Source organism: Dechloromonas sp. ZS-1 (genome assembly GCF_039649255.1).
Classification (GTDB): Bacteria; Pseudomonadota; Gammaproteobacteria; order Burkholderiales; family Rhodocyclaceae; genus Azonexus.
Genome location: NZ_JBDIYD010000005.1, coordinates 48,759 through 74,223, shown reverse-complemented (window position 1 = coordinate 74,223; position 25,465 = coordinate 48,759). Strand labels below are relative to the sequence as shown.

22 protein-coding genes are annotated in these 25,465 nt (G+C 61.6%); 8 read left to right on the top strand and 14 right to left on the bottom strand.

Features of this window, described 5'->3' with window-relative positions; translation table 11 throughout:
• Window positions 1–81 precede the first annotated feature (81 nt).
• The 6 genes from AACO21_RS08975 to aceK form a co-directional block, all read right to left on the bottom strand.
• On the bottom strand, window positions 82–396 hold the full coding sequence (locus AACO21_RS08975; RefSeq protein WP_346192179.1) for a hypothetical protein: 315 nt from the start codon (window positions 394–396) through the stop codon (window positions 82–84).
• 6 nt (window positions 397–402) lie between these two features.
• A complete protein-coding gene (locus AACO21_RS08970; protein ID WP_346192178.1) occupies window positions 403–570 on the bottom strand; it encodes a hypothetical protein in 168 nt (55 codons plus the stop codon).
• 423 nt (window positions 571–993) lie between these two features.
• The gene (locus AACO21_RS08965; RefSeq protein ID WP_346192177.1) at window positions 994–2,364 is read right to left on the bottom strand and encodes an NAD(P)(+) transhydrogenase (Re/Si-specific) subunit beta; all 1,371 of its coding nucleotides are present in this window, start codon (window positions 2,362–2,364) and stop codon (window positions 994–996) included.
• 2 nt (window positions 2,365–2,366) lie between these two features.
• On the bottom strand, window positions 2,367–2,648 hold the full coding sequence (locus AACO21_RS08960) for an NAD(P) transhydrogenase subunit alpha (protein ID WP_346192176.1): 282 nt from the start codon (window positions 2,646–2,648) through the stop codon (window positions 2,367–2,369).
• Entirely contained in the window at window positions 2,648–3,775 is a 1,128-nt protein-coding gene (locus AACO21_RS08955) for an NAD(P) transhydrogenase subunit alpha (RefSeq protein ID WP_346192175.1), read from the bottom strand. Before AACO21_RS08955 ends, AACO21_RS08960 begins: the two co-directional genes overlap by 1 nt.
• A gap of 60 nt (window positions 3,776–3,835) precedes the next feature.
• On the bottom strand, window positions 3,836–5,608 hold the full coding sequence (aceK, locus tag AACO21_RS08950) for a bifunctional isocitrate dehydrogenase kinase/phosphatase (protein WP_346192174.1): 1,773 nt from the start codon (window positions 5,606–5,608) through the stop codon (window positions 3,836–3,838).
• Window positions 5,609–5,815: 207 nt separating this feature from the next.
• Between aceK and AACO21_RS08945 the strand changes: the two genes are divergently transcribed.
• The 4 genes from AACO21_RS08945 to AACO21_RS08930 all read left to right on the top strand — a co-directional run bounded on the left by AACO21_RS08945 (window position 5,816) and on the right by AACO21_RS08930 (window position 11,554).
• Window positions 5,816–8,056 (top strand): NADP-dependent isocitrate dehydrogenase, encoded by a 2,241-nt coding sequence (locus AACO21_RS08945; protein WP_346192173.1) that lies wholly within the window; start codon window positions 5,816–5,818, stop codon window positions 8,054–8,056.
• 203 nt (window positions 8,057–8,259) lie between these two features.
• Entirely contained in the window at window positions 8,260–9,501 is a 1,242-nt protein-coding gene (gene icd / locus AACO21_RS08940; RefSeq protein ID WP_346192172.1) for an NADP-dependent isocitrate dehydrogenase, read from the top strand.
• Between the two features lie 66 nt (window positions 9,502–9,567).
• Complete coding sequence (gene murI, locus AACO21_RS08935; protein ID WP_346192171.1) at window positions 9,568–10,353, top strand: glutamate racemase; 786 nt, start codon at window positions 9,568–9,570, stop codon at window positions 10,351–10,353.
• Between the two features lies 1 nt (window position 10,354).
• Window positions 10,355–11,554, top strand: a complete 1,200-nt coding sequence (locus AACO21_RS08930; protein WP_346192170.1) for a CaiB/BaiF CoA-transferase family protein — start codon at window positions 10,355–10,357, stop codon at window positions 11,552–11,554.
• Between the two features lie 43 nt (window positions 11,555–11,597).
• Here the strand turns inward: AACO21_RS08930 and AACO21_RS08925 are convergent, their stop codons facing one another.
• The 3 genes from AACO21_RS08925 to AACO21_RS08915 all read right to left on the bottom strand — a co-directional run bounded on the left by AACO21_RS08925 (window position 11,598) and on the right by AACO21_RS08915 (window position 15,650).
• Window positions 11,598–13,229: a methyl-accepting chemotaxis protein gene (locus AACO21_RS08925; protein WP_346192169.1), complete on the bottom strand. Its 1,632-nt coding sequence runs from the start codon at window positions 13,227–13,229 to the stop codon at window positions 11,598–11,600.
• Window positions 13,230–13,389: 160 nt separating this feature from the next.
• Window positions 13,390–15,027: a methyl-accepting chemotaxis protein gene (locus tag AACO21_RS08920; protein ID WP_346192168.1), complete on the bottom strand. Its 1,638-nt coding sequence runs from the start codon at window positions 15,025–15,027 to the stop codon at window positions 13,390–13,392.
• A gap of 86 nt (window positions 15,028–15,113) precedes the next feature.
• Complete coding sequence (locus AACO21_RS08915; RefSeq protein ID WP_346192167.1) at window positions 15,114–15,650, bottom strand: energy transducer TonB; 537 nt, start codon at window positions 15,648–15,650, stop codon at window positions 15,114–15,116.
• A gap of 82 nt (window positions 15,651–15,732) precedes the next feature.
• Here AACO21_RS08915 and AACO21_RS08910 point away from each other — a divergent pair, with 82 nt between their 5' ends.
• Both AACO21_RS08910 and AACO21_RS08905 read left to right on the top strand, forming a co-directional pair.
• Window positions 15,733–16,722 carry an ankyrin repeat domain-containing protein gene (locus tag AACO21_RS08910; protein ID WP_346192166.1) on the top strand — a complete coding sequence of 330 codons (990 nt, stop codon included), beginning with the start codon at window positions 15,733–15,735 and terminating at the stop codon, window positions 16,720–16,722.
• Window positions 16,723–16,848: 126 nt separating this feature from the next.
• A complete protein-coding gene (locus tag AACO21_RS08905) occupies window positions 16,849–17,130 on the top strand; it encodes a hypothetical protein (RefSeq protein WP_346192165.1) in 282 nt (93 codons plus the stop codon).
• A 54-nt stretch (window positions 17,131–17,184) separates the two neighbouring features.
• Here AACO21_RS08905 and AACO21_RS08900 read toward each other — a convergent pair whose 3' ends face one another.
• The 4 genes from AACO21_RS08900 to aceB form a co-directional block, all read right to left on the bottom strand.
• Window positions 17,185–17,814 (bottom strand): response regulator transcription factor, encoded by a 630-nt coding sequence (locus tag AACO21_RS08900; protein ID WP_346192164.1) that lies wholly within the window; start codon window positions 17,812–17,814, stop codon window positions 17,185–17,187.
• A complete protein-coding gene (locus AACO21_RS08895) occupies window positions 17,807–20,167 on the bottom strand; it encodes a PAS domain S-box protein (protein WP_346192163.1) in 2,361 nt (786 codons plus the stop codon). The genes AACO21_RS08900 and AACO21_RS08895 overlap by 8 nt, the downstream gene beginning before the upstream one ends.
• Window positions 20,168–20,225: 58 nt before the next feature.
• Window positions 20,226–21,164 (bottom strand): nucleoside recognition domain-containing protein, encoded by a 939-nt coding sequence (locus AACO21_RS08890; RefSeq protein WP_346192162.1) that lies wholly within the window; start codon window positions 21,162–21,164, stop codon window positions 20,226–20,228.
• 147 nt (window positions 21,165–21,311) lie between these two features.
• Window positions 21,312–22,910: a malate synthase A gene (gene aceB / locus AACO21_RS08885; RefSeq protein ID WP_346192161.1), complete on the bottom strand. Its 1,599-nt coding sequence runs from the start codon at window positions 22,908–22,910 to the stop codon at window positions 21,312–21,314.
• A 113-nt stretch (window positions 22,911–23,023) separates the two neighbouring features.
• Here aceB and AACO21_RS08880 point away from each other — a divergent pair, with 113 nt between their 5' ends.
• Both AACO21_RS08880 and AACO21_RS08875 read left to right on the top strand, forming a co-directional pair.
• Window positions 23,024–23,926, top strand: a complete 903-nt coding sequence (locus AACO21_RS08880; protein ID WP_346192160.1) for a LysR family transcriptional regulator — start codon at window positions 23,024–23,026, stop codon at window positions 23,924–23,926.
• Entirely contained in the window at window positions 23,926–24,279 is a 354-nt protein-coding gene (locus AACO21_RS08875; RefSeq protein WP_346192159.1) for a YbaN family protein, read from the top strand. The genes AACO21_RS08880 and AACO21_RS08875 overlap by 1 nt, the downstream gene beginning before the upstream one ends.
• Here AACO21_RS08875 and AACO21_RS08870 read toward each other — a convergent pair.
• Window positions 24,216–25,442: a GGDEF domain-containing protein gene (locus AACO21_RS08870; protein WP_346192158.1), complete on the bottom strand. Its 1,227-nt coding sequence runs from the start codon at window positions 25,440–25,442 to the stop codon at window positions 24,216–24,218. The two genes, AACO21_RS08875 and AACO21_RS08870, sit on opposite strands and share 64 nt — an antisense overlap.
• Window positions 25,443–25,465: the final 23 nt, after the last annotated feature.

Here is a 25,465-nt window from a genome sequence, read left to right as displayed (position 1 = left end):
CCCTTTGAGCACAGTATTAGGGGTGCCGTCCCGCCAGCACCGACTTTTGACGGTTTGAATCTGGTGCCTACATCATGACGATCAGTCCTCATAAAACCAGCCATCTTCTTCAGATCGTGCATAAGAGTCTTGGTCCTCTTGGAATTCCTCAATGAGCGCTTGAACAACCTCCCTTTGATAGTCATCATCATAGGGGTCACTGTAGTCCTCGTATTCGGCGTCGGAATCTTCAACTGGTGTCAATGCCGTCAGTACATCTTGTGGAACGAGAACTGCCCACCCCTCTGAACTTCGCTCAATGCCAGTACTGGTCTTGAAACGGACTGCAAGTTCTTTGGCTTTGCGTGAAGCTGATGCGAAATCAGGGTGTTCTTCGAAAACGAGAAGCGCTGCCATGACAAATTACTTCGGTGGCGCACCGAACTTCCGTGCTTTGAAGAAGACCCAAAAGCCAGCTATTACCGCTAGGACTAAACCAATCACGGTTTCGACCACATGCGGGTTGCCGACTACGCTGAGCCAAGCGGAGAAAACCGCCAGCGCTGCGATTAGACCTAGAAACTTTGCCATGTGATCTCCTGTACCCTTAACGTAAAGTAGACGGCATTATTGCCGCATAAGCTGGCCGACTGCCGTTTATTCTGGATGAAGCTGCATCTAGAAAGCCTTGCCGATACAGGTGAGCGGAACACTTCAGGCAATATTTAAGAGAATAGAGGGCGGTCATGCGTGGCGCAGTTCAATGCCGTAGGATTTTGCCATCGGCATTCTTGTTTGTCATCGGACGAACTTGTGTTGCCGACGGCTGCTTTGAAGCAATTCTCTCTACTGGCAGCCGCTCGCCGCCGTTCAGAACCCGCATGACCCGCCAGGCAATTCCCAGTCCCCAAAACAAAACGCCCCGCAATCTGCGAGGCGTTTTGTGTTTCAACGGTGGGGTTCCCCCCCGATTTTGGCCCTTTCCGACGGTCGACCGTCGGAAAGGCAGCAAACTCAGCCCATGGCCTTCAAGTGCTGGATGATTTCGCCGGCCATCGGTTGGGCGTCGCCGTAGAGCATGCGGCAGTTGTCCGTGTAGAACAGGGCGTTTTCGACGCCGGAGTAGCCGGTGCCTTTGCCGCGCTTGATGACGATGACGTTTTGCGCCTTGTCGGCATCGAGGATGGGCATGCCGTAGATCGGGCTGCTCTTGTCGGTGCGGGCGGACGGGTTGACCACGTCGTTGGCGCCGATGACGAGGGCCACGTCGGCCTGGCCGAATTCGCCGTTGATTTCTTCCAGATCGAAGATCTTGTCGTACGGGACACCGGCTTCGGCCAGCAGCACGTTCATGTGGCCCGGCATGCGGCCCGCCACCGGGTGGATGGCGAACTTGACCTCGACGCCGGCTTCTTCGAGCAGGGCGGTCATTTCCCAGACCTTGTGCTGGGCGTGGGCCACGGCCATGCCGTAACCCGGCACGATGATGACCTTGCTGGCGTAGCGCATCATGGCGGCTGCATCGATGGCGCCGACTTCCTTCATCGTGCCGCTGATCGCTTCGCCGCCACCGGCGGCCGCCATCGGCGTAAACAGGATGTTGGAGAGCGGGCGGTTCATCGCCTTGGCCATCAGCTGGGTGAGCAGCGTGCCGGCTGCGCCGACGACGATACCGGCGATGATCAGCGCCGGGTTGCCCAGCACATAGCCTTCAAAGCCCACGGCCAGGCCGGTGAAAGCGTTGAACAGCGAGATCACGACCGGCATGTCGGCACCGCCGATGGGCAGCGTGACGATCAGGCCGAGCACCAGCGCGATGGCGAAGAAGAAGTAGATCAGCTCGGGCTGGGCCGGGGCCATGACGATCATCGCGATGCCGAGGCCAATGGCGTTGAGCGCCAGCAGCACGTTGATCGCGTTTTGCGCCGGCAGGCGGATGGCCTTGTTGAGCACGCCTTGCAGCTTGGCCCAGGCAACGCAGGAGCCGGTGAAGGACACCGCGCCGATCAGTGCGCCGAGCACGGCGAGCGTTGTGGTGACCACGCCGTGGGCGTCGCCCTTGGCGAATTCCACCGCGGCAATGGCGGCTGCGGCACCGCCGCCCATGCCGTTGTAGATGGCGACCATCTGCGGCATGTCGGTCATCTTGACTTTCTGGCCGGAGATCCAGGCGGCCGCGCCGCCGACGGCGAGGGCGAGGGCCATCAGGCCGAGGTTCTTCAGTCCCGGCACGAGGAAGGTGGCGGCAATGGCGATGAGCATGCCGTAGCCGGCAATGACGATGCCTTTGCGCGCGCTGGCCGGGGAGCTCATGCCCTTCAGGCCGGCGATGAAGAGCAGGGCGCCGACGAACCAGGCGCCTTGAACGTAGAGAGGCAAATTCACGTTCAGCCCTCCTTCTTCTTGAACATGCCGAGCATGCGCTCGGTCACCACGTAACCGCCGGCCGCGTTGGCGGCGCCGAGGGCAACGCCGAAGAAGCCGATGGCCTGTTCGACGACGGTGTCGGCATTGCCGAGCGCAATCATGGCGCCGACGACGACCACGCCGTGGATGAAGTTGGAGCCGGACATCAGCGGGGTGTGCAGGATGACCGGGACCTTGGCGATGATCTCGTAGCCGGTGAAGGCGGCGAGCATGAAAATGTAAAGTGCGAGCAGGCCGTCCATCATGCGTCTCCCAAAATCTGCTTCACGGTGGCGTGGACCGTCGCGCCGTCCTTGCACAGCACGGTGCCGGCGACGACTTCATCGGTCCAGTCGATATTGAGCTGGCCGTCCTTGATCCACGGCGACAGGAAGTTGTACAGGTTCTTTGCGTACAGCTCCGAGGCGTGGGTCGGCATGCGCGAGGGCAGGTTGAGCGGGCCGTGGATGTTCACATCGTTGGCGACGACATGCTCGCCCGGCTGGGTCAGCTCGCAGTTGCCGCCGGATTCGGCGGCCATATCGACGATGATGGCGCCGTACTTCATGCGCGCCACCATGTCCTTGGTGACGATGACCGGGGCCTTCTTGCCGGGGATGGCGGCGGTGGTGATCACCACATCGGCGGCGGCCACGGCCTTGGCCAGTTTTTCCGCCTGCTGGGCCTTTTCTTCGGCGGTCAGTTCGCGGGCATAGCCGCCGCTGCCGTCGGCAGAAACGCCGGTGTCGACGAACTTGGCGCCGAGCGATTCGATCTGCTCCTTGGCGGCGGCACGCACGTCATAGGCTTCGACCATGGCGCCGAGGCGCTTGCAGGTGGCGATGGCTTGCAGACCGGCAACGCCGGCCCCGATCACCAGCACGCGGGCCGGACGGATGGTGCCGGCCGCCGTGGTCAGCATCGGGAAGAACTTGGTGCAGCGGGCGGCGGCGATCAGGCCGCACTGGTAACCCGAGCAGGCGCCCTGCGAGGACAGGGCGTCCATGCTCTGGGCGCGCGAAATGCGCGGCAGCAGTTCGAGCGAGAAGGCGGTGATCTTCCGTGCATTGAGCGCGGCCAGACGTTCCTTGCTCTCAAAGGGCTTCAGCAGGCCGATGAGCACGGCGCCTTCCGGCATCGCGGCGATTTCTTCCGGCGAGGGCGGGGTGACGCGCAGGATCAGGTCGGCCCCGGCGTAAGCGTCGGCAATACCCGGTACGGCCTGCACATCGGCGTAGTCCGAATCCAGAAAGTGGCTTTGCACGCCTGCGCTTTGCTCGATACGGAGCGCGGCGCCGAGGGCGGCAAATTTCTTGGCCGTTTCGGGAACGAGGGCAACCCGGCTTTCGCCGGCAGCACGTTCTCGTACAACCGCAATGGTCAGCGGCATGGGGGGTTCTCCAAAAAATGCAATAAAAGGGATTTAGTTATTTTTTAGGTGTCGACCGCGTCAATCAGCAGCCGGTGGGCTGTGGTGAAAGCGCAGTTCCTGCGGATACGGGAAAAAATCCTCGACGTGACCGTCGCGGATCTTTTGTTGGGCTTCCTGCCAGAATTTGGGGGTGAGCAGGTCCTTGTGGTGCTTCATGAACAGCTTGCGGACCAGTGGCGACCCCAGCAGGAAAGTGGCGAATTCCTCCGGAAAAACGTCGTTGCGGGCGACGGGATACCAGACTTCGCCGGACATCTCGGTTTCGAAATCCGGCGCGGGCGGGATTTTGCGAAAGTGGATGTCGGTCATGTATTCGATTTCGTCGTAGTCATAGAACACGACGCGGCCATAGCGGGTGATGCCGAAGTTCTTCCAGAGCATGTCGCCCGGGAAAATGTTGGCCTGGGCCAGTTCGCGGATGGCGCTGCCGTATTCGCGGATGGCGTGTTCCAGGCCTTCCTGGTTGTTGCTCTTGTCCATCCGGTCGATGTGGATGTTCAGCGGCTCCATCCGGCGCTCGATGTAGAGGTGCTTGATGATCAGCTGGTCGCCGTCGATCTCGAACTTGGAAGGCGCCAGCTGGCGCAGCTCGTCGAGCACCTCTTCGCTGAAGCGGTCGAGCGGGAACATCACGTTGGAGAATTCCAGCGTGTCCGCCATGCGGCCCACACGGTCGACCTGCTTCACGAGCATGAATTTCTTTTTCACCGTGGCCTGGTCCATCTCCTTCGAGCTGCCAAAGACATCCTTGATGATCTTGAAGACGTAGGGGTAGGAGGGCAGGGTGAACACCAGCATGACCAGCCCGCGGATGCCGGGGGCCATGGTGAACTGGTCTTCGGAGTGGTGCAGGTGATAGATGAAGTCGCGGAAGAACATCGTCTTCCCCTGCTTGCCCAGGCCGAGCATGATGTAAATCTCGGAGCGCGGCTTGTTGGGCATGATCGAGCGCAGGAACTGCACATAGCCCGACGGCACTTCCATATCGACCATGAAATAGGCGCGAGACAGCGAGAAGAGCAGGCCGATCCGCCAGGCGTCGAGGAGGATGGTGTCGAGATAAAGCTGCCCGGCCTCGTCATGCATGACCGGGATGGCGAAGGGGTATTCGGTGGCGCCGTTGATCGCCTTGCCGATGATGTAGGCCGCCTTGTTGCGGTAGAAGGCCGCGCCCAGCACCTGGATCTGGAAATTCACGTCGCGCGTCGGCATGCCTTTCAGATGCCGGCGGATGGCGTGATACACGTAATTCACATCGCGCTCGAGGTCGGCAAAGGGGCGCTGCCAGCCAAAGTCCTGCACGATCTGCCGGATGGCACCGCGCAGGCCGTGCGCGTGGACGTAATAGCTGCGATAGATCGCATCGATATCGCCTTCCAGATTCTCGGTCGAGATGGTCGGGCGGACGAAGATGAAATCGTTGTGAAAGTAGGTGCGATGCAGGATCTTGGTCGTCACCGAATTGAAGAAGGTTTCGGCGAGTTCCGGTTGCTTGTGGTTGAGCAGGAGCCCGATGTAGAGCAGCTTGACCTGCTGCCAGCTTGCATCGTCCAGGTTTTCCGCATCGAACTCCTTGCACAGGCGCGCCACGCACTCATCGACGCGGTCGTCGTAAAAGCGGATCCGTTCCTTGACGGCCTTGTGCACGCCCAGCCAGTCACCCTGCTCGAAACGCGTCTTGGCCTCGCGGCAGGTCTGGCGAAACAGGGTGTAATGCTTGTTGAAGCCCTGAATCATGGCCAGGGCAATCTGGTGTGCGTTGGAGCCGTAGAGGCCGACAGAAATCTTCATGAGGGTTGGGAGGCGAAAACTGCGGCGATATTAACACCCCAAGTGCCTTTGTCGATTGTGCGGATGTCCTTGAATCACAATGTGAAAAGTCATTTCGTTGACTGAGAAAGAATAGGGGCGCAAACTTCGGGGTTTGCTGTTCCGAAGTGCAAGAAAACGGGCGCCGCAGGCCCGAATAATCCAATCCAAACGCAAGGGGATACACTCATGGCAGGTGAGAAGTCGAAAATCATCTACACCCTCACGGACGAAGCACCGCTGCTCGCGACCTGTGCCTTTCTTCCGGTTGTCCGTGCTTTCACGGGGCCGGCTGGCATCGAGATCGAAAAAGCGGATATTTCCGTGTCTGCCCGTGTGCTGGGCGAGTTTCCGGAATACCTGACCGAAGCACAGCGCGTTCCGAACACGCTGGCTGAACTGGGCAAGAAGACCCTGGATCCGGACGCCAACATCATCAAGCTGCCGAACATCTCGGCTTCCGTGGCTCAGCTGAAGGCCTGTATCAAGGAACTCCAGGCCAAGGGTTACGCCATCCCCGACTATCCGGAAAACCCGACCAGCGACGCCGAGAAGGATGTCGCTGCCCGTTACGGCAAGTGCCTGGGTTCCGCTGTGAACCCGGTTCTGCGCGAAGGCAACTCCGATCGCCGCGCACCGCTCGCCGTCAAGAACTACGCCCGCAAGAACCCGCACTCCATGGGTGAGTGGAAGCAGTGGTCGCGCACCCACGTGTCGCACATGCACCACGGTGACTTCTACCACGGCGAAAAGTCGATGACCCTCGACAAGGCCCGCAACGTGCGCATGGAACTGATCGCCAAGGGCGGCAAGATCACCGTCCTGAAGCCGAAGGTTGCCCTGCAGGCCGGCGAAATCATCGACTCCATGTTCATGAGCAAGAAGGCGCTGTGCGACTTCTACGAGCAGGAACTGGAAGATTGCCGCGAATCCGGCATCCTGTTCTCCCTGCACGTCAAGGCGACGATGATGAAGGTCTCGCACCCGATCGTGTTCGGTCACTGCGTCAAGATCTTCTACAAGGAAGCCTTCGAGAAGCACGGCGCGCTGTTCAGCGAACTGGGCATCAACGTCAATAACGGCATGGTCGATCTGTACGAAAAGATCAAGACCCTGCCGGAATCCAAGCGCGACGAAATCATCCGCGACCTGCACGCCTGCCAGGAACACCGTCCGAAGCTGGCCATGGTCGATTCCGCCAAGGGCATCACCAACTTCCACTCGCCGAACGATGTGATCGTCGATGCCTCCATGCCGGCCATGATCCGTCAGGGCGGCAAGATGTGGGGTGCCGACGGCAAGCAGTACGACTCCAAGTGCGTCATGCCGGAATCCACCTTCGCCCGCATCTATCAGGAGATGATCAACTTCTGTAAGTGGCATGGCAACTTCGATCCGAAGACCATGGGCACCGTGCCGAACGTCGGTCTGATGGCCCAGAAGGCCGAGGAATACGGTTCACACGACAAGACCTTCGAAATCGCTGAAGACGGCATCGCCAACATCGTCGATATCGACACCGGCGAAGTGCTGCTGACGCAGAACGTCGAGCAGGGCGACATCTGGCGCATGTGCCAGGTCAAGGACGCTCCGATCCGCGACTGGGTCAAGCTGGCCGTTACCCGTGCCCGCAACTCCGGCATGCCGGCCGTCTTCTGGCTGGACCCGTACCGTCCGCACGAAGCCGAGCTGATCAAGAAGGTCGAGACCTACCTCAAGGATCACGACACCACCGGCCTGGAAATCCGCATCATGTCGCAGGTCCGCGCCATGCGCTTCACGCTGGAGCGTGTTGCCCGCGGCCTGGATACCATCTCGGTGACCGGCAACATCCTGCGCGACTACCTGACCGACCTGTTCCCGATCATGGAACTGGGCACGTCCGCCAAGATGCTCTCCATCGTTCCGCTGATGGCCGGTGGCGGCATGTACGAAACCGGTGCCGGCGGTTCTGCACCGAAGCACGTGCAACAGCTGACCGAGGAAAACCACCTGCGCTGGGATTCCCTGGGTGAGTTCTTGGCCCTGGCCGTCTCCCTGGAAGACCTGGGCATCAAGGAAAACAATCCGCGCGCCAAGCTGCTGGCCAAGACCCTGGATACCGCAACCGGCAAGCTGCTCGACAACCGCAAGTCCCCGTCGCCGAAGACCGGTGAGCTGGACAACCGCGGCTCGCAGTTCTACCTGGCCATGTACTGGGCCCAGGAACTGGCTGCCCAGACCGAAGATGCAGAACTGGCTGCCAAGTTCGCCCCGCTGGCCAAGACCCTGACCGAAAACGAAGCCCAGATCGTGGCCGAGTTCACCACCGTTCAGGGCAAGCCGGCCGACATCGGCGGTTACTACAAGGCCGATTCCGACAAGTGCAAGGCGATCATGCGTCCGAGCCCGACCTTCAATGCGGCACTGAAGGCTGTGCTGGCTGCCTGAGCCTGAAATCCGGCCCCTGCGGCCCGTCGACCGTCTGCGGTCGGCGGGCCGTTTTCGTTTGGGCGCCTCGGCTGACAGCCGCCAAGTTTTTGCCGCATAATCTCGCCACTGAACTGGCCCCCGAGACCGGGGCCGGGTTGTCCTTGTCAGACAGGGCTATCCGACGATCACCGTCGCCCGATCACAATCCATGGAGTGTGGCTATGACTTCTCACATCAAAGTGCCGCAAGGTGGTGCGAAAATCGTTCCGGGTCAGCCGATCCCGAACAATCCGATCATTCCGTTCATTGAAGGGGACGGCATCGGGATCGACATCACGCCGGTGATGATCAAGGTCATCGATGCAGCGGTTGAAAAGGCCTACGGCGGCCAGAAGAAAATTCACTGGATGGAAGTGTTCGCCGGCGAAAAATCCACCCGCCTGTATGGTCCGGACGAGTGGCTGCCGAAAGAAACCTTCGATGCGCTCAAGGAATACGCAGTCTCGATCAAGGGGCCGATGACGACCCCGGTCGGCGGCGGCATCCGTTCCCTCAACGTCGCTCTGCGCCAGGAACTGGACCTTTACCAGTGTGTGCGTCCGGTGCGTTATTTCAAGGGCGTCCCGAGCCCGCTGAAGAATCCGGAACTGACCAACATGGTCATCTTCCGCGAGAACACCGAGGATATCTATGCCGGTGTCGAATGGGCCGCGAACAGCGAGCAGGTGAAGAAGGTCATCGATTTCCTGCAGAAGGAAATGGGCGTCAAGAAAATCCGCTTCCCGGAATCTTCCGGCATCGGCATCAAGCCGGTCTCCGTCGAGGGCACCCAGCGTCTGGTGCGCGCTGCGATCCAGTACGCCATCGACAACGACCGCAAGTCGGTGACCATCGTCCACAAGGGCAACATCATGAAATTCACGGAAGGTCTCTTCCGTGACATGGCTTACAAGCTGGCCCAGGATGAGTTCGGCGCCGAACTCATCGACGGTGGCCCGTGGTGCCATTTCACCAACCCGAAGACCGGGCGTGAAATCACCATCAAGGACTCGATTGCCGATGCCTTCCTGCAGCAGATTCTGCTGCGCCCGGCCGAGTACGACGTGATCGCCACCACCAACCTGAACGGCGATTACATTTCCGATGCGCTGGCCGCGCAGGTGGGCGGCATCGGCATCGCGCCGGGTGCCAACATCTCGGACAAGTATGCCTGTTTCGAAGCCACCCACGGTACGGCACCCAAGTATGCCGGGCTGGACAAGGTCAATCCGGGCTCGCTCATCCTTTCCGCTGAGATGATGCTGCGTCATCTCGGCTGGAAGGAAGCCGCCGACCTCGTTATCAAGGGCATGGAAGCCGCCATCGGCGACAAGCAGGTGACCTACGACTTCGCTCGTCTGATGGCTGGTGCGAACGAGATTTCCTGCTCCGAGTTTGGCGATGCGATGATCGAGCGCATGTAAGTCAGCCGCTTTTATGGTTGAATGAAGCCCCCCGTGAGGGGGCTTCTTTTTTGCAGAAACACACTCTTGAACGCCAAACCGATTGCAGTCTTCGATTCCGGCCTGGGGGGGCTGACGGTCCTGCAGGCACTGCGGGCGCGCCTGCCGCACGAGGACTTTCTCTATTTTGCCGATACCCGTTTCCTGCCGTATGGCGAGAAGCCGGAAGCCTTTCTGCGCGAGCGTGGCGTGCGTATTGCCGAACGCCTGGCCGAGCGCGGCTGCAAGGCTTTGGTGGTGGCCTGCAATACGGCAACGGCCGCCGCTGCAGAGTCAATCCGGGCGGCCATCGATCTGCCCATCGTGGCCTTGGAGCCCGGCGTCAAACCGGCGATCGCGCTGACCCAAAGTCGCGTCATCGGCGTCCTGGCGACCACGCGCACCTTGCAGAGCGAGCGTTTTCGCCGTCTGGTCGATGCCCACGGCCAGGGTATTCAGGTGATTGCCCAGCCTTGCCCGGGGTTGGCCGATGCCATCGAGGAAGCCGGCACGGAGAGTGCAACCGTGGCCGCCCTGCTGGATGCCTATGTGACGCCATTGCGCGTGGCCGGGGCCGATGTCGTGGTCCTCGGATGCACGCATTACCCCTGGGTCGCCGAGGCCATCGCCGCCCGTATGCCGCCCGGCACCTGCCTGCTCGATACCGGTGAAGCCGTGGCCCGCCAACTGGAGCGGCTGCTGGCCGGGGCAGGGTTGCAGGGGCAGGGGGGCGGCCAGGTGCGCATCGCGACCAGCGGTGCGCCGCAGCAGGTGGCGGCGACGGTCGACCGTCTGCTCGGGCAGAAAATGCAGGTTGAACATTGGGAACCCTGAAATGAGCGAAACACAAAAACCCCTGGCCGGGCTCAAGGTCGTTGAACTGGGGACCTTGATTGCCGGCCCGTTCTGCACCCGCATCATGGCTGAGTTCGGCGCCGAGGTGATCAAGGTGGAGTCGCCGGATGGCGGCGACCCGCTGCGAAAGTGGCGCAAGCTGTATGAAGGCACCTCCCTGTGGTGGTACGTGCAGGCCCGCAACAAACAGTCGGTCACGGCCAATCTCAAGCATCCGGACGGGCGTGAGTTTGTGCGCCGCCTGATTGCCGAGGCCGATATCCTGGTCGAGAATTTCCGTCCGGGCGTGCTGGAAAAGCTCGGCTTGGGCTGGGAGCAACTCAAGGCCGACAACCCGGGCCTGGTCATGGTCCGCCTTTCCGGCTTCGGCCAGACCGGGCCTTACAAGGATCAGCCGGGCTTCGGCGCAGTCGGCGAGTCGATGGGGGGGTTACGCTACATCACCGGTTTCCCCGATCGCCCGCCGGTACGCACCGGGATTTCGATTGGCGACTCGATCGCCGCGCTCTGGGGGGCCATTGGCGCCCTGATGGCGCTGCGCCACAAGGAAGTGAACGGCGGGGCCGGGCAGGTAGTCGATGTGGCGCTTTATGAAGCCGTGTTCGCGATGATGGAGTCGATGGTGCCGGAGTTCGATGTCTTCGGTTTCGTGCGCGAACGGACCGGCAACATCATGCCGGGGATCACGCCTTCGAACACCCATACGACCCGTGACGGCAAGCACGTCACGATCGGCGCCAACGGCGATGCCATCTTCCTGCGCCTGATGCGTGCCATGGGCCGTAACGATCTGGCCGACGATCCCGGGCTGGCCGACAATGCGGGGCGCGATGCGCGCCGTGACGAACTGTACGCCCTGATCGATGCCTGGGTGGGCGCGCACGACGAAGCCGAGGTGTTGCGTGTGCTGGAGGCGGCGGAAGTGCCCGCATCGCGCGTCTATTCGGCGGTCGACATGTTTGCAGACCCGCAATTCATCGCGCGCCAGATGTTTGAAACCGCACAGTTGCCGGACGGCAAGCCCTTCAAGATGCCCGGCATCATGCCCAAATTGTCCGCCACGCCGGGCGGCACCGAGTGGATCGGCCCGGGGCTGGGCGAGCATACGGAGCACGTGCTGGCGGCCTTGGGCTATCCGCCGGCACAGATTGCCCGGATGCGCGCCGACGGGGCCATCTGAAGGGCAGGGCGGGCCGGTACCCGCCCTTGCGCCGCGATGCGGATCAAATCTTGAAGCGGCTGATTTGCTGCTTCAGGTTCAAGGCGATGCCTTCCAGATGACCGGCTGAATCGGCGGTTCCCCGGATGGTTGCAGTCGTTTGATCCACCATTTGTGCAATGTCCTCGACGCGTTGGGCGATCGAGGTGCTGGCTGCGCTTTGTTCGCGCGTCGCACTGGCCACTTCGCCGACCCGATCCAGCGTCCGGTGCGCCCCGGCTTCGATGCTGCGCAGCGAGTCGCTGGCATACGCGGCGAGTTCAACGCCGCGCTCGACTTCGGGCAGCGCTGTGTTCATGGCGCTGACGGCGTCCACCGTTTCACCCTGGATGCCGGAAATCATCTGCTCGATTTCCGTGGTGGCGAGCGAGGTGCGTTCCGCGAGCTTGCGGACTTCATCGGCGACCACCGCAAAGCCACGCCCTTGTTCGCCGGCGCGGGCGGCTTCGATGGCGGCGTTCAGGGCCAGCAAATTGGTTTGTCCGGCGATGTCCTTGATCACGTTGGCAATCGATGACACCTGCGTGGCGCGCTCCTCCAGGGCGTGGATGCGGGCCGAGACCTCGGTCGCCGTGCTGGCGATGTTCTTGATCGCCAGGGTGGCTTCTTCGACACGCTCGCTGCCTTGTGCAGCAAGGCTCATGGCTTCGTGCGAGTCATGTTCGGTCTCGCGTGCGCTGTCGGAAATGTGGTTGGAGCTCACCGTCAGTTCCTCGATGGCGGCGGCCATGGCCGAGGTGGCATCGGCTTGGCGTTCGGCGGCAATCGCCACCTCTTCCGAGGCGTGCTTGATCTGCTCGGCATTGTCGACCAGTTGGTTGGCGCCGCTGTTGATTTCGCCAATCAGGCCGCGCAGGGTGCGCACCATGTTGTCCAGTGCGCCCAGCAGGCTATCGGAAGGCGCATTGCTGACGCTGGCCGTCAGGTCGCCTGCGGCCACTTGATGCATGATGGCAGCCGCTTCATTCGGTTCGCCGCCCAGTTGGCGCACGATGCTGGTACGGACCAGATAACCGAGCAGGATCAGGACAAACAGGACGACCGCTGACAGGCTGCCGAGCAGCAGGGCATCCTTCTTGAAGGCTGCATCCACATCATCGATGTAGATTCCCGTGCCGATGATCCAACCCCAGGGTTCGAAGCCTTTGACGTAAGAGAGCTTGGGAACAGGGGCATCGCTACCCGGCTTGCTCCAGTAGTAATCGACGAACCCTGCGCCCTGAGCGCGCACGACATTGACAAATTCGACATACAAGGCCTTCCCGTTTACGTCCTTGTTGCCGGTTTGGTCCTTGCCTTCCAGCTCCGGCTTGATGGGATGCATCAGCGTTGTGGGGTGGAAATCATTGATCCAGAAATACTCCTTGCCGTCGTAACGGGCGGCACGCAGGGCATCCTTGGCCAGGCTCTGAGCCTGTTCCAGCGTGAGTTTGCCTGTCTTGACCTGGGTGTCGTAGAAGCCCAGCTGGGTGTGGGCGTATTCGACCAGATTCCGGATTTTGGTCTTCCGGTCCTCCATCATGGTGGTCTTGATCTCGACCAGTGCCATGGTGCTCAGCGCGATGAAGCCAATGGCGCTCAGCAGCATGATGATGAGCATGCGGGTCGAAATGTTCATGCGATTGAACAGTGCCATGGTCTCCTCCGGGGTTGGAAGGCAGGTTTATAACTTTTGTTATAGACGAGTTTGCCAGCCTTTGTACCGGCTTGCTGCTGTGGATTTCCCCTATTTCGGTGCAGCACGAGCGCAATAAAAAAGGCCGGCATCAGCCGGCCTTGGATGTGCGCAGGGAGGGTCAGACCTTGAAACGGTCGATCTGGCGCATCAGGTCGTGGGCAATGTGCTCCAGGTCCGTGGCGGATTCCGCCGTGCCCCGGATGGTGGCAGTCGTTTCATCCACCATCTGGGCAATCTCTTCAACGCGCTGTGCAATGGCGGTGCTGGCTGCACTTTGCTCGCGGGTGGCGCTGGCGACCTCGCCGACACGATCGAGGGTGCGCGTGGCACCTGCTTCGATGCTGCGCAGGGACTCGGAGGCCTGACCCGCCAAATGCACCCCTTGCTCGACTTCCGGCAGGGCGGCACTCATCGCATCGACGGCGCCGACCGTTTCGGTCTGGATGCCGTTGATCATCTGCTCGATTTCGGTCGTGGCCAGGGCGGTACGTTCAGCCAGCTTGCGGACTTCGTCCGCCACGACGGCAAAACCGCGGCCCTGCTCGCCGGCGCGGGCGGCTTCGATGGCGGCATTCAGCGCCAGCAAATTGGTTTGTCCGGCAATGTCCTTGATCACGTTGGCAATCGTGGACACCTGGCTGGCGCGCTCTTCAAGGGCGCGGATGCGGTTGGATGCCTCGCTGACTGTGTTGGCGATCTTCTGGATGGCATGGGTTGCCTGATCGACACGGTGCGAACCTTCATCGGCCAGGGACATGGCATCCCGGGAATCCTGCTCGGTTTCGCGGGCGCTGTCGGAGATGTGGTTCGAGCTGACGGTGAGCTCTTCGATTGCCGCGGCCATGGCCGAGGTGGCATCGGACTGATGCTCGGCGGCGACGGCGACTTCGTCCGAGGCATGCTTGATCTGCTCGGCATTCTGAACCAGGGTGTTGGCGTGCCCGCGCACTTGATGAATCAGGTCATGGAGCGATTTGACCATGCCATCCAGTGCCGCCATCAGGCTGCCCGGAACGGTGGTCGGCAGTTTTGCGGTCAGGTCGCCAGAGGCAACCTGCTGCATCACGGCGGCGGCTTCGCTCGGTTCGCCGCCAATCTGACGCAGGATGCTGCGGGCAATGGCAAAGCTCATCAGCGCGATCAGCACCGTCAGTCCCAATGCCGTGATGAGATGGTGGATCAGAATCTGCCGGAATTCGGCGTCGATATCGTCCGTGTAGATGCCGGTGCCGATCAGCCAGTTCCAGGCCGGGAATTTCATGACGAACTGGAGTTTGGGCAGGGCTTCCTTGCCGCCGGGGCGGGGGAAGGAGGTTTCGACAAAGGCTTCGGAGGCACTGCTCAGGGCGCTGATGATGTCCCGGATGGTGTAACGGCCCTGGCCATCCTTGATCTTGTCGATCATCAGCTGGCCTTCAAGCTCCCGCTTGATGTGCGAAACGCCAACCCCTTCCATGGTCCACGCGTAGTAATACTCGGTTTTGCCATCGGTACCGCCGTAGCGGGCGCTGCGCAGGGTGTCGCGGGCAAAGCGCTGGGCGTCTTCCTTGCTCAGTTTGCCTTCGGATTCGAGCTTTTGCAGTTCGGCGACCGCGTTGTACATCCCTTGAACACCGGCCTTGATGAGCGCCTTGCGGCTCTCCATGAGGGCTTCACGGGCGTTGTAGGCACTGATCCCCGCGAGGATGGCCATGCCCAGGAAGGCGGCCAGCACAATCAGGAACAAGCGTGTGCGTAGGGTGGCATTTGCGAACATAGGGCCTCTCCTGTTTTGTTATTAATGTCGTTTTCCCATCATTGCACGCTTATGAAGGGAAGGAAAGTGGTATTTCCCCGTAGTCCCTATTTCAGACGGAATCGGACCGGAATCAGTGTTTCCCGGGGGGCATCCTCCGACAATCCGCGCAATGAGCGGACGGCACGCAAGGCAGCCTCATCGAGACGGGGGTAGCCGCTACCCTGTTCGATGCGGCTGCCGACGACCTGGCCTTCGCTGTTCAAAATTAACAAAACCAACACTTCGCCCTGTTCGCCCAATGCAATGGATTCCCTCGGGTAGAACTGCCCTTGCTGATCGAGCTTCTGCAGGTGCTCGCGTACCTGGCGAACCCAGTTGGGGCCCTGCGCTGCTACTTTGGTGGGCGGCAATGGTTTGGGCGGCGTGGCTTTCGCCGTCGCTGCCGTATCGGCCTTGGGCGGTGGGTCCAGTCGGAGTGCGGGGCTGCTCGGGCGTGCCGGGGCGAGTTCGACGGTCAACGGCGGCGCAGGGGGGTTTTTGCCGGATGAGGGCGTGCTCAGCAGCGCCGGCAGCATCGGGGCTGCATGCAACATCAGGGAGCAGAAAAGGGCGGCGGCCAGCCGAAAATCGCGCCGGGTCATGAGAAAATCGGCAGTTGCTCAAGGCAAGGAAGAGGGAATGAAACGGACACGTACGACCAGACCGGGAAATGCACTGGCCGCCATGATAATCGGCTTGGGCCTGGTTTTGCCGGGCATCGCTGTTTCTGCGGGAAAACTGCCGGATCCGGTGAGCTTTGTCGTGAACATGGAACTGGGAGATGTCGCTCAGGCGCAAACCTGGCTGGACAATGGGTTGCCGCCGGATTTTATGGGCAGCCGTATCGGTTCTGGTCTGATGATTGGCGCCTGGGAAGGCAATCTGGAGTTGATGCGCCTCTTTCTTTCGCGGGGGGCGGATATCAACCGGGTAAATGACAATGGTGAATCAGCATTGGCGCTTGCTGCCTGGCGTGGCCAGAGCAAGGCTGTGCAATGGCTGATTGACCGGGGGGCGCGCATCAATGCCGGCCCGAAGCAATGGTCAGCCCTGCATTACGCTGCCTTTGCCGGGCATGCCGAACTGGTCGATAACCTGATGGCCCAGGGGGCGGATATCAATGCCCAGACGACGAATGGCTCCAGCGTCCTGATGATGGCCGTCTATGAGGGGCGCGAGGATATTGCCCGCAAGCTGATCGAAAAAGGGGCGGACCGCACGGTCAAGAACGATTGGGGTGATGGTGCCCTGGAGTGGGCGATGCGCCATAACCGTCTTGGGCTGGCCCGTATGGTGAGTAATCCCGAGGAGTTCAATATTGCCGTGAGCAAGCCCAAGGAAACCTGGGGTGAGCCGCGTCGTTCGTTGAAGAACTCGAAGGAACTGGACGATTTGCTCGGCATGCGCGAAAAACTGGTGGCACGAGGGATGTCGACCGACACCATCGACAAGCGGATCGCTGCCGAGCGCGTGCGGATTGTCCGTACCGAGCTCGATCGTCCGGCTGCAGCACGGGCGCCCGTCCTCGATATTTCGGCCAGTCGCCAGAAGCCGCAGTCCCAGTCGGTGCAGCTGAATTACGACGAGCAGGGCAAGCCGGTATTCAAGGTACCGCCTGCCACGTATTTCGGCACACCGAAAATGCCCCCCAAAGGCAATTACAAGAACTACTGAACTGGGGTGTGGGCGTTGCAAAGCGCTACAGTCTGTTGCAGACTTCACGTTGATGATGAATAGGAGAATGTCCGGATGTTGTACGTAGCGAGAGATTCAGCAGGGCGGATCAGCGAGTTGCATCCCATGCCGATCGGTCAGGCTCAGGAGGCCTTGCCTGCGGACAATCCGGAGGTCTTGCAGTTCATTCATGACCGTTGGCGCGAAAACGAGCTGACCCAGCTTGACCGCGATTTCGTCCGCGTCATCGAAGATACGATCGAGTTGCTGATTTCCAAGGAAATCATCCTGTTTACCGACCTGCCCGGCAAAGTTCAGGAAAAGCTGCTACGCCGCAAGGAAGTGCGTGATCAGCTGCAGTACGACAGCGGCCTCGGCGGGGACGGCGACGACATCATTCGTCTTTGATGGCAGGCGCGGATGCGGCCGCCTTGCCGCATCCCGCGTCATCGGCGCGACGGCTCAGGCCGTGCCGCGCGTTTGATCCTCGAAGCTCATGACCGCCTTGACCAGTTCGGCCAGGGTGCGCACCCCCATTTTTTCCATGACGCGGGCGCGGTGCGCTTCGACGGTCTTCATGCTGATGTCCAGAGTGTCGGCAATCTGTTTGTTCAGCTTGCCCGCAACCACCAGGTGCATGACTTCGCGTTCCCGTTGTGTCAGCTGATCGAGCCGGTGGCTGATTTCGTGGTCACGCTGACGGCGGGCGGAAATTTCCGTGTCCAGTGCGAGCGCACGATGAATGCGCGAGAGCAGGTCTTCGTTGTGGAATGGCTTTTCGATGAAGTCGCAGGCGCCGCGTTGCAGGGCGGAGACCGCCATCGGGACGTCGCCGTGTCCGGTGACGAAAATCACCGGCAGCATGCAGTTCAGCGCCAGCAGTTTTTCGTGTAACTCCAGGCCACTCATGTCCGGCATGCGGACATCCAGAACGATGCAGCCGCGCAGGTCGGGGCGCAGCGCACCGAGAAAGGCATCGCCGGAGTCGAAGCAGGCGACCCGGTAGCCTTCGCCTTCCAGCAGCCAGGTCATCGAGTCGCGCATGGCCTCGTCATCGTCGATGACATAGATCGTTTGCGTCAGCTCACTCATCGGTTTCGTCGTCCTCGATCATCGGTACGGTAAAACGGAAAATGCTGCCGCCTTCGCGGCGGGCCTCCACCCAGAGCCGGCCCTGGTGAAACTCGATGATCGAGCGACAGATCGCGAGGCCGATTCCCATCCCTTCCGGCTTGGTCGTGTAGAAGGGCGCGAAAATCTTCTCGATATCGTCTTCGGCCAGGCCGTGTCCGCGATCTGCGACGGCGACTTCGACCATGCGCTCGTCAATCGGGTGTGCCCGAATCACGAGTTGCCGTCGTTCGACCGGCATGCCATGCATGGCCTCGATGCCGTTTTTCACCAGGTTCAACAGCACCTGTTCGATCATGATGCGGTCAACGACGATTCGAGGCAAGTTTTCAGGCACTTCCACCAGAATCTGCGTATTCGTCCGCTGGGCCTCGATGTCGGCAAACGCACGGGTTTCTTCGATGAGTTCGCTCAGATGCACGGGGACCCGCTTGGGGTCGCCTTTTTTCACCATGTCACGCATGCGGCGGATGATCTTGCCGGCGCGTTCGGCCTGTTCGGCCGCCTTGTTCATCGCGGAGAGCAGGTCTTCGAAGCGGTAATTGCCGGCCTGCATGCGCTTGATGCAGCCGGCGCAGTAGTTGGCGATGGCCGAGAGCGGCTGGTTCAGCTCATGCGCCAGCGAGGAGGCCATTTCCCCCATGGTGATCAGGCGGGAGGTCTGTTCGAGGCGCTTCTGCTGTTGCAGATTGACTTCGTCGATGTGCTTGCGGTCGGTGATGTCGGCCGCCATCTGGACGCGCACCGTCCGGCCGTCCACCCAGCGGATGGCGCGCTCGTGAACGTGATACCAGTGGCCGGAGAGGGCGTGCTGGATCTCCCCGTCGAAAACCTCGCAGGGCAATGCATCGGGTGTCAGCTGAGCCGGGTCGTGCGACAGAGCTTCCGGATGGGGGCGGCAGGCCGCGGTGACCATTTCGGAGTCGCGGCCGACGGTGTCGTAACCGAAAATGTTCTGGAAGGCGCGATTGGCGAACAGGATTTCACCGTTACGGACATCCGCAACGTGCACGGCGGTATCCAGACCGTCGAGCACGGTGGTGAAGCGCTCATGGGCGCGTTCGAGTTCGACGCGGGCCCGCTTGGGCTCGGTGATGTCGTTCATCGAGGCCATCCAGCCGATCTGGCGGCCATCGGCATCGATCAGGGGCGAGAAATAGAGGCGCACATCGAAGCGCTCGCCATTCTTGCGCATGATGCGCATCTCGAAACCGCTGGCCGGGGCGCGACCAGCCAAGGCTTGGTCGATATTTTCCTGGAGCTTGTCGAACTCTTCGGGGGGCCAGTAGGGATAGGGGGGCGCCAGACCGACCAGCTCGCCTTCATCAAAGCCGGTCATGCGGCAAAAGGCAGAATTGACGAAGGTGATCCGGCCTTGCAGGTCGATGGCGCGCAGGCCGGTGATCAGCGACTGCGACATGGCCTGGCGGAAGGCGTAGGCGGCACGCAGCTTGTCTTCGGTTTCGGCGCGGCTGCGGGCGTGGCGGCGCAGCTGCAGCAGCGTGCCGGCAACGATCACGGTCAGGGTGATGATCAGGATGGCCGGCAGGAACGGCAGCCAGGCCCCGCCGCCCCGGTAGGCGACGATATTCAGGCCGAGCCGGTTATTTGGCAGATCGATCCGGATGGTGCCGGAAATCTGGCGGTCGGTCGGGGTCACCGACGAATTGGTGTACATCTCCCGGTCGTATTCATCGAGCAGGGTCAGGCTGTAACGGGCGGTAAAGGTGGCCGGCAGGGTGTTGCGGATCAGTTGCTCGAGCGACTGCATGGCGATGAAGGCGCCCAGGTCGCTGGAACTGCGCTGCACCGGCCAGATGATGTCCTGGGCGCGTTGTTGTTTGACATCCGGGTAGTCGGGCGAAAACACGGATAAGCGGGTCCGCAAGGCCTCCTGCAGGGCGCCCTGGCGCATTCCCGGCAGTTGTTCGCCGACGAACGTCAGGCTGGATTCGTTGGGCGCCACCCATTCCACCCGGCCTTCGGTGTCGACCCAGACGATGGCGCCGATTTCCGGGTGTTCCTGCACATAGCGGGCGGCGCGGACCTGAAATGCTTCATAGGTCAGTTGCAGGAATTCCTGATCGCGCGCCAGCTCGGACAGAAAATCGAGGTGGCCATGCAGCCGGTTCTCGATGGTGCGTTCGGCCCAGTGCATGTCGCCTTCGAGGGCGGAGTGAGCCGTGTCCTGCTCCCGCCATTGCAGGAGGGCGGTAATGACGAGCATGGCCACGGCAAAGATCCCGATGGCGACATAGGGCGCGAGCCACAGCCAGGGGGTGCGCGGCAGATTGGGCGGTGGGCGGAGAAACATCCCTTAATTCTTTGTCCGGGCGGCGTGAAGGGCCATTGGTGCTTACCCTAATGGCCTTTTACGCGCACAGAATGTGTCCGGCCGTGCGCACGGCGATGCCCAGGCAGGCACCCAGTGCAGCGACCTTCCAGACCCGGGCCAGACGCGGTCCGGCCGAGATCAGGATGGCCACGCCGGGCAGGTCGAAGGGCGAAATCAGGAAGCCCGCGCTCTGGTTGAGCAGTTCCAGGCTGACCAGGCTGGCCCGCCGCATGTCGTCCATCACGCCCATCATCGCCGTGCCGCCGGCCAGGTATTTGGTCAGGGCCGGCAGGATCAGGACCGGATCGATACCCAGGGCAGCCAGGAAGGGCGTGAGTCCGACGGTCAACGCGTCAATCAGGCCAAATTTCTTCAATGCCGTGACGGCAACCAGCGAAAGCACCAGCATCGGGATGGCGCCGACCGCCAGCTTGAAGGCTTCGGCACCGGCCCGGTTGATCACGTCGAGAAGGCCTTTGGCCGTCTCGGCCACCGGATGATGCAGGGTTTCGTCTACCGTGCCTTCCATGGCCGACAACTGGCGGCCGAAGCCATACCAGGTGGCCGCCGCCGCGCACAGGCCGCCGATCACCGACCAGGCGAGGACGAGGCTGAAATTGAGGCCCATGCTCATCATCGGCAGCGCGGCGTTGGCCTGCGACATGGCGAACACCATGGCCAGCGTGGCGGCCAGATGGCGATCCGAGGCACCGCGTTGCTCCATCATGCTCAGGGTCGCCATCGGCGCGGCAAAGCTGACGAAGTTGATCTGCAGCGCGGCAAAGACACCCAGGCCGGTCAGACCGAAGGGGCGCAACACCGGCGCCAGCACATGCACGACCTTGTCCAGCACGCCTTTCGCCTCCAGCAGGCGCATCAGCGAAAGCATGACGACCATCACGGGCAGGAGGACGAAGAGCGAGAGCTCGACAGCCGAACGGCCAGCTTTGAGAACGATGTCGATGAGGATTTCCATGGGCGTGCTCGGGCGGAGGGAGGGGCAGTGTGCAAGGAAGGGGGCGGGCTGGCAATCCGGTTTTACCCGCATGTCCTGAAGCGGCAAGAAAAAAGCGCCGGGTTGCCCCGGCGCTTTCGTTTCCTCTGCGTTTTTGAACGCTTGTAATTAAGCCATCGCTTCGTAGAGCGGCAGCGTCAGGAACTCGGGGTAGTCCGGGGTCAGCGACATGCGGTCGAAGATGTCGGCGGCCTGGTCGTAGGTGGCGGTGTCTTCGCCCTGGGCGGTGACGGTGGCCTTCACCTTGGCCAGTTCTTCGGCAATCATCGGACGGACCATCTCAACGGTGACCTTGCGGCCGTCGTCGAGGATGCCCTTCGGCGAGACCACCCACTGCCACACCTGGGAGCGGGAGATTTCGGCGGTGGCCGCATCTTCCATCAGGTTGTGGATGGGCACGCAGCCGTTACCGGCCAGCCAGGCACCGAGGTAGTGGATACCGACGTTGATGTTGTTGCGCAGGCCGGCTTCGGTGATCGGGGTGGTCGGCTGGAAGTCGAGCCACTGGGCCGGGCCGAAGTTGCCGGCGACTTGCTTCTCGAACTGGTTCGGCTTGTCGCCCAGCACCTTGACGAACTCTTCCATGGCGATCGGCACCAGGCCCGGGTGCGCCACCCAGCCGCCGTCGAAGCCGTCGTTGGCGTCGCGGGTCTTGTCATGGCGGATACCGGCCAGGGCCTTTTCGTTGGCAACCGGGTCGTTCTTGATCGGGATCAGGGCCGACATGCCGCCCATGGCCGGGGCGCCGCGCTTGTGGCAGGCCTGGACGAGGGCCAGGGCGTAGCCGCGCATGAAGGGCACTTCCATGGTGATGGCGCTGCGCTGGGCCAGGCAGAAGTCCTTGTTCTTCTTGAACTTCTTGATGCAGGAGAAGATGTAGTCCCAGCGACCGGCGTTGAGGCCGGCGGAGTGGTTGCGCAGTTCGTACAGGATTTCTTCCATCTCGAAGGTGGCGAGAATGGTTTCGACCAGCACGGTGGCCTTGATGGTGCCCTGCGGCAGGCCGACGTGGTCCTGGGCCATCACGAAGATGTCGTTCCACAGGCGGGCTTCCAGATGGGATTCCATCTTCGGCAGGTAGTAGAAGGGGCCGGCGCCGCGGGCGATCTGTTCCTTGGCGTTGTGGAAGAAGACCAGACCGAAGTCAAAAATGCCGCCGGAAACGCGTTGACCGTCGACCAGCACGTGCTTTTCGTCGAGGTGCCAGCCGCGCGGACGGATCTGCAGGGTGGCGATCTTGTCGTTCAGCTTGTATTCCTTGCCGTTCTCGTTCTTGAACGACAGTTCGCGGCGGATGGCCTTGTACAGGTTCACTTGGCCCTGGATCTGGTTGTCCCAGTTCGGGGAGTTGGAATCCTCGAAGTCGGTCATGTAGGAGTCAGCGCCCGAGTTGAAGGCGTTGATGATCATCTTGGCTTCGACCGGGCCGGTGATTTCGACGCGGCGGCACTGCAGGGCGGCCGGCACCGGGGCAACCTTCCAGTCGCCGTTGCGGATGTGGGCGGTTTCCGGCAGGAAGTCCGGCATTTCGCCGGCGTCGATGCGGGCCTGGCGCGCAACGCGGGCCTTCAGCAGTTCCTGGCGGCGTGCTTCGAAAGCGCGGTGCAGCTTGGCGACGAACTCGAGGGCTTCGGTCGTCAGAATGGATTCCCATTCGGGCTTCACGGGGGCGGTAATTTGCATACCGGCGGGCAGATTGAGGGCCATGCGGATCTCCTGATTGAAGATGGATTAAAGACTGCGATGGACGTCATTCTATGAGTCTTATATAAGACTTGAAAGTCGGCTAGAATCATTTCATCTTGTACTAAAAGTATCAAATGGACCGCCTGAAACAGATTGAAGCCTTCGTCAGTGTCGCAACCCGAGGCAGTTTGTCGGCTGCAGCGCGCCTGGAAGGGGTGACGCCCGCCATCATCGGGCGGCGCATCGATGCCCTTGAAGCCCGGCTCGGTGCGCGCCTGCTGGTCCGTACCACGCGCAAGCTGACGCTGACCTTCGAGGGACAGGCCTTTCTGGAGGATTCGCAAAAACTCCTCAACGATCTGGCCAATGCGGAGGCCGCCGTGTCGCTCGGGGGCGTGCAGGCCAGCGGCTATCTCAAGGTGTCGGCCCCGGCCGGCTTTGGCCGCCAGCATGTGGCGCCGCTGGTCGGCGAGTTCATGCGGGCCAATCCGGAGGTGCGGGTCAATCTCAATCTGAGCGACCGCCTGGTCGATCTGATCAACGAAAACATCGATTGTGCTGTCCGGATCGGCGACATGACGGACTCCAGCCTGGTCAGCGTGCGTCTTGGCGAAATGCGGCGCATGGTCGTGGCCAGCCCGGCGTATCTGGTCACGCATGGCGTCCCGCGGACGCCGGATGACCTGGCGCGACATAACTGCCTGTCGCTGGGGCAGCAGCGCGGCTGGGTGTTCAGGCAGCCGGAGACGGGCGAGGTGGAAACCTGGAAAGTGAGCGGCAGTTTCGAATGCAATGATGGTGCCGTTCTGCACGAATGGGCGCTGGCCGGGCGCGGCCTGGCCTGGCGTTCGCTGTGGGAGGTGGGGCGCGACCTGAAGGAGGGGCGGCTGACTTCCGTGCTCGATGCCTGGCAGGCGCCGCCCATGGGCATCTACGCCGTTTTTCCGCAGCGGCGTCACTTGCCGCTGCGGGTGAGGCTCTTTATCGATCAGTTAAGGGATAACTACAGCAATCCGGCCTATTGGGAGCTGCGTTGATGAAAAGACCGGTTTATCGGGCGCTGGGTGCGCTCTCGGTGCTGCTCGGTGTGATCGGCGCATTTCTGCCCTTGCTGCCGACCACGCCCTTCCTGATTCTTGCTGCCTGGTTTTTTGCCCGTTCGCACCCCGAATGGGAAGCCAGACTGCTGGTGCATCCGCAGGCGGGACCGGCCATTCTGGCCTGGCGCGATCACCGGGCCATTCCTCGGGTGGCCAAGCTGGCCGCCACCGTCATGCTCGGGATCAGTGTGCTGGGCAGTGCGTTCATGCTGCCCAGCCCGTGGTGCTATGCCCCTGCTGCGTTTGCAGCCGGGGTGCTCGGCTGGATGTGGTCCAGGCCTTCAGTCTGAGCGCTCGCCGGGTTTGGCCAGACGATGCGGTCACGACCGCCGGATTTGGCCTGGTACATCCGTTCGTCAGCACGGTGAATCAGCATTTCCCAGGCGTTGCCGCCGGGTTCGTGGCTGTGGGCGACGCCGATGGAGGCGGTCAGGGGAGAACCGTCCGGGCGCGTGCCAAAGCCTTGCTGGCGCAGACGCTCAAAGAGGATGGGCGCGCGCTCGATGGGCGTGTCCGGCAGCACGGCAACGAATTCCTCACCGCCCCAGCGAATCAGGAGGTCGCTTCTGCGCAGCGTGGTTTGCAGCCGTTCGGCCAGGGTTTTCAGGCAAAAATCACCGGCTTCGTGGCCGTAAGTGTCGTTGATGGCCTTGAAGCGATCCAGGTCGATAAAGGCCAGCGTGAGCGGGTTGCCTGAGAGCGCGCTGAGGCGCATGAGCAGACTCAGGGCTTCTTCGCCGGATTGGCGGGTGTAGGCACCCGTCAGCGGATCGTGCATGGCCTTGTTGACCAGGGTCGCCATGTAGTGGCACTGACTCATGCCGGAGAACATGGCCACGCCGAGCATCATGATCATGAACCAGAGCGCCCCGCCATGCTCGACCAGGCCCAGGGTCTGGCCGTGGAAGAGGAGCGTGAACAGGCTGGTCAGGATGACTGGCAGCGAGAGCAGCAGGCTCTCGATGGCGGTGAGCGGGAAAATCGCCAGCCCGCCCAGCACGATCATGGGCAGATAGCCGTACAGCAAGGCGATGAACTGCTGCATGGGAGTGTGCGTGTGTGCCTGCAGCCAGCCGCTTGAGAAAAAGTGGAAAAGCGGGGGGACAAGCAGGAGGCAGACGAGCAGCGCAATGCCGTGACGATAGGGATGGGCTGCCGAGACATCGTGCGGCCAGGCGAGTGCGACAAAGATGCCGGCAGCAGCAAAACGCAGCGCAATCAGCTTGACGGCCAGTTCGATGGGAAAGACCAGCAGATCCACCATGCCGAACAGCGGGACCAGAATGGCGAAGAGGGCAGCAATCAGGCGCACGCGGGCAATGATCACGCTGGCGGCGTGGCGTCTGAGATGGATGGAACGCCCTGCGGGCGTCAGCATTTCAATCAGCTGGCGACCGTTCAGTTCGGTCGGCGCCAGGATGTGCTCACCAAAACTTTGCCAGAATCGTTTCATGCTCGGCTAACGCAAAAAACCGG

What these genes read in the sequence shown, in the direction of transcription:
- AACO21_RS08975 (WP_346192179.1), bottom strand. Translation starts at nt 396, where the DNA reads ATGGCAGCGCTTCTCGTTTTCGAAGAACACCCTGATTTCGCATCAGCT.
- AACO21_RS08970 (WP_346192178.1), bottom strand. Translation starts at nt 570, where the DNA reads ATGGCAAAGTTTCTAGGTCTAATCGCAGCGCTGGCGGTTTTCTCCGCT.
- AACO21_RS08960 (WP_346192176.1), bottom strand. Translation starts at nt 2,648, where the DNA reads ATGGACGGCCTGCTCGCACTTTACATTTTCATGCTCGCCGCCTTCACC.
- AACO21_RS08955 (WP_346192175.1), bottom strand. Translation starts at nt 3,775, where the DNA reads ATGCCGCTGACCATTGCGGTTGTACGAGAACGTGCTGCCGGCGAAAGC.
- aceK (WP_346192174.1), bottom strand. Translation starts at nt 5,608, where the DNA reads ATGAAGATTTCTGTCGGCCTCTACGGCTCCAACGCACACCAGATTGCC.
- AACO21_RS08945 (WP_346192173.1), top strand. Translation starts at nt 5,816, where the DNA reads ATGGCAGGTGAGAAGTCGAAAATCATCTACACCCTCACGGACGAAGCA.
- icd (WP_346192172.1), top strand. Translation starts at nt 8,260, where the DNA reads ATGACTTCTCACATCAAAGTGCCGCAAGGTGGTGCGAAAATCGTTCCG.
- AACO21_RS08930 (WP_346192170.1), top strand. Translation starts at nt 10,355, where the DNA reads ATGAGCGAAACACAAAAACCCCTGGCCGGGCTCAAGGTCGTTGAACTG.
- AACO21_RS08925 (WP_346192169.1), bottom strand. Translation starts at nt 13,229, where the DNA reads ATGGCACTGTTCAATCGCATGAACATTTCGACCCGCATGCTCATCATC.
- AACO21_RS08920 (WP_346192168.1), bottom strand. Translation starts at nt 15,027, where the DNA reads ATGTTCGCAAATGCCACCCTACGCACACGCTTGTTCCTGATTGTGCTG.
- AACO21_RS08915 (WP_346192167.1), bottom strand. Translation starts at nt 15,650, where the DNA reads ATGACCCGGCGCGATTTTCGGCTGGCCGCCGCCCTTTTCTGCTCCCTG.
- AACO21_RS08910 (WP_346192166.1), top strand. Translation starts at nt 15,733, where the DNA reads ATGATAATCGGCTTGGGCCTGGTTTTGCCGGGCATCGCTGTTTCTGCG.
- AACO21_RS08905 (WP_346192165.1), top strand. Translation starts at nt 16,849, where the DNA reads ATGCCGATCGGTCAGGCTCAGGAGGCCTTGCCTGCGGACAATCCGGAG.
- AACO21_RS08900 (WP_346192164.1), bottom strand. Translation starts at nt 17,814, where the DNA reads ATGAGTGAGCTGACGCAAACGATCTATGTCATCGACGATGACGAGGCC.
- AACO21_RS08895 (WP_346192163.1), bottom strand. Translation starts at nt 20,167, where the DNA reads ATGTTTCTCCGCCCACCGCCCAATCTGCCGCGCACCCCCTGGCTGTGG.
- AACO21_RS08890 (WP_346192162.1), bottom strand. Translation starts at nt 21,164, where the DNA reads ATGGAAATCCTCATCGACATCGTTCTCAAAGCTGGCCGTTCGGCTGTC.
- aceB (WP_346192161.1), bottom strand. Translation starts at nt 22,910, where the DNA reads ATGGCCCTCAATCTGCCCGCCGGTATGCAAATTACCGCCCCCGTGAAG.
- AACO21_RS08880 (WP_346192160.1), top strand. Translation starts at nt 23,024, where the DNA reads ATGGACCGCCTGAAACAGATTGAAGCCTTCGTCAGTGTCGCAACCCGA.
- AACO21_RS08875 (WP_346192159.1), top strand. Translation starts at nt 23,926, where the DNA reads ATGAAAAGACCGGTTTATCGGGCGCTGGGTGCGCTCTCGGTGCTGCTC.
- AACO21_RS08870 (WP_346192158.1), bottom strand. Translation starts at nt 25,442, where the DNA reads ATGAAACGATTCTGGCAAAGTTTTGGTGAGCACATCCTGGCGCCGACC.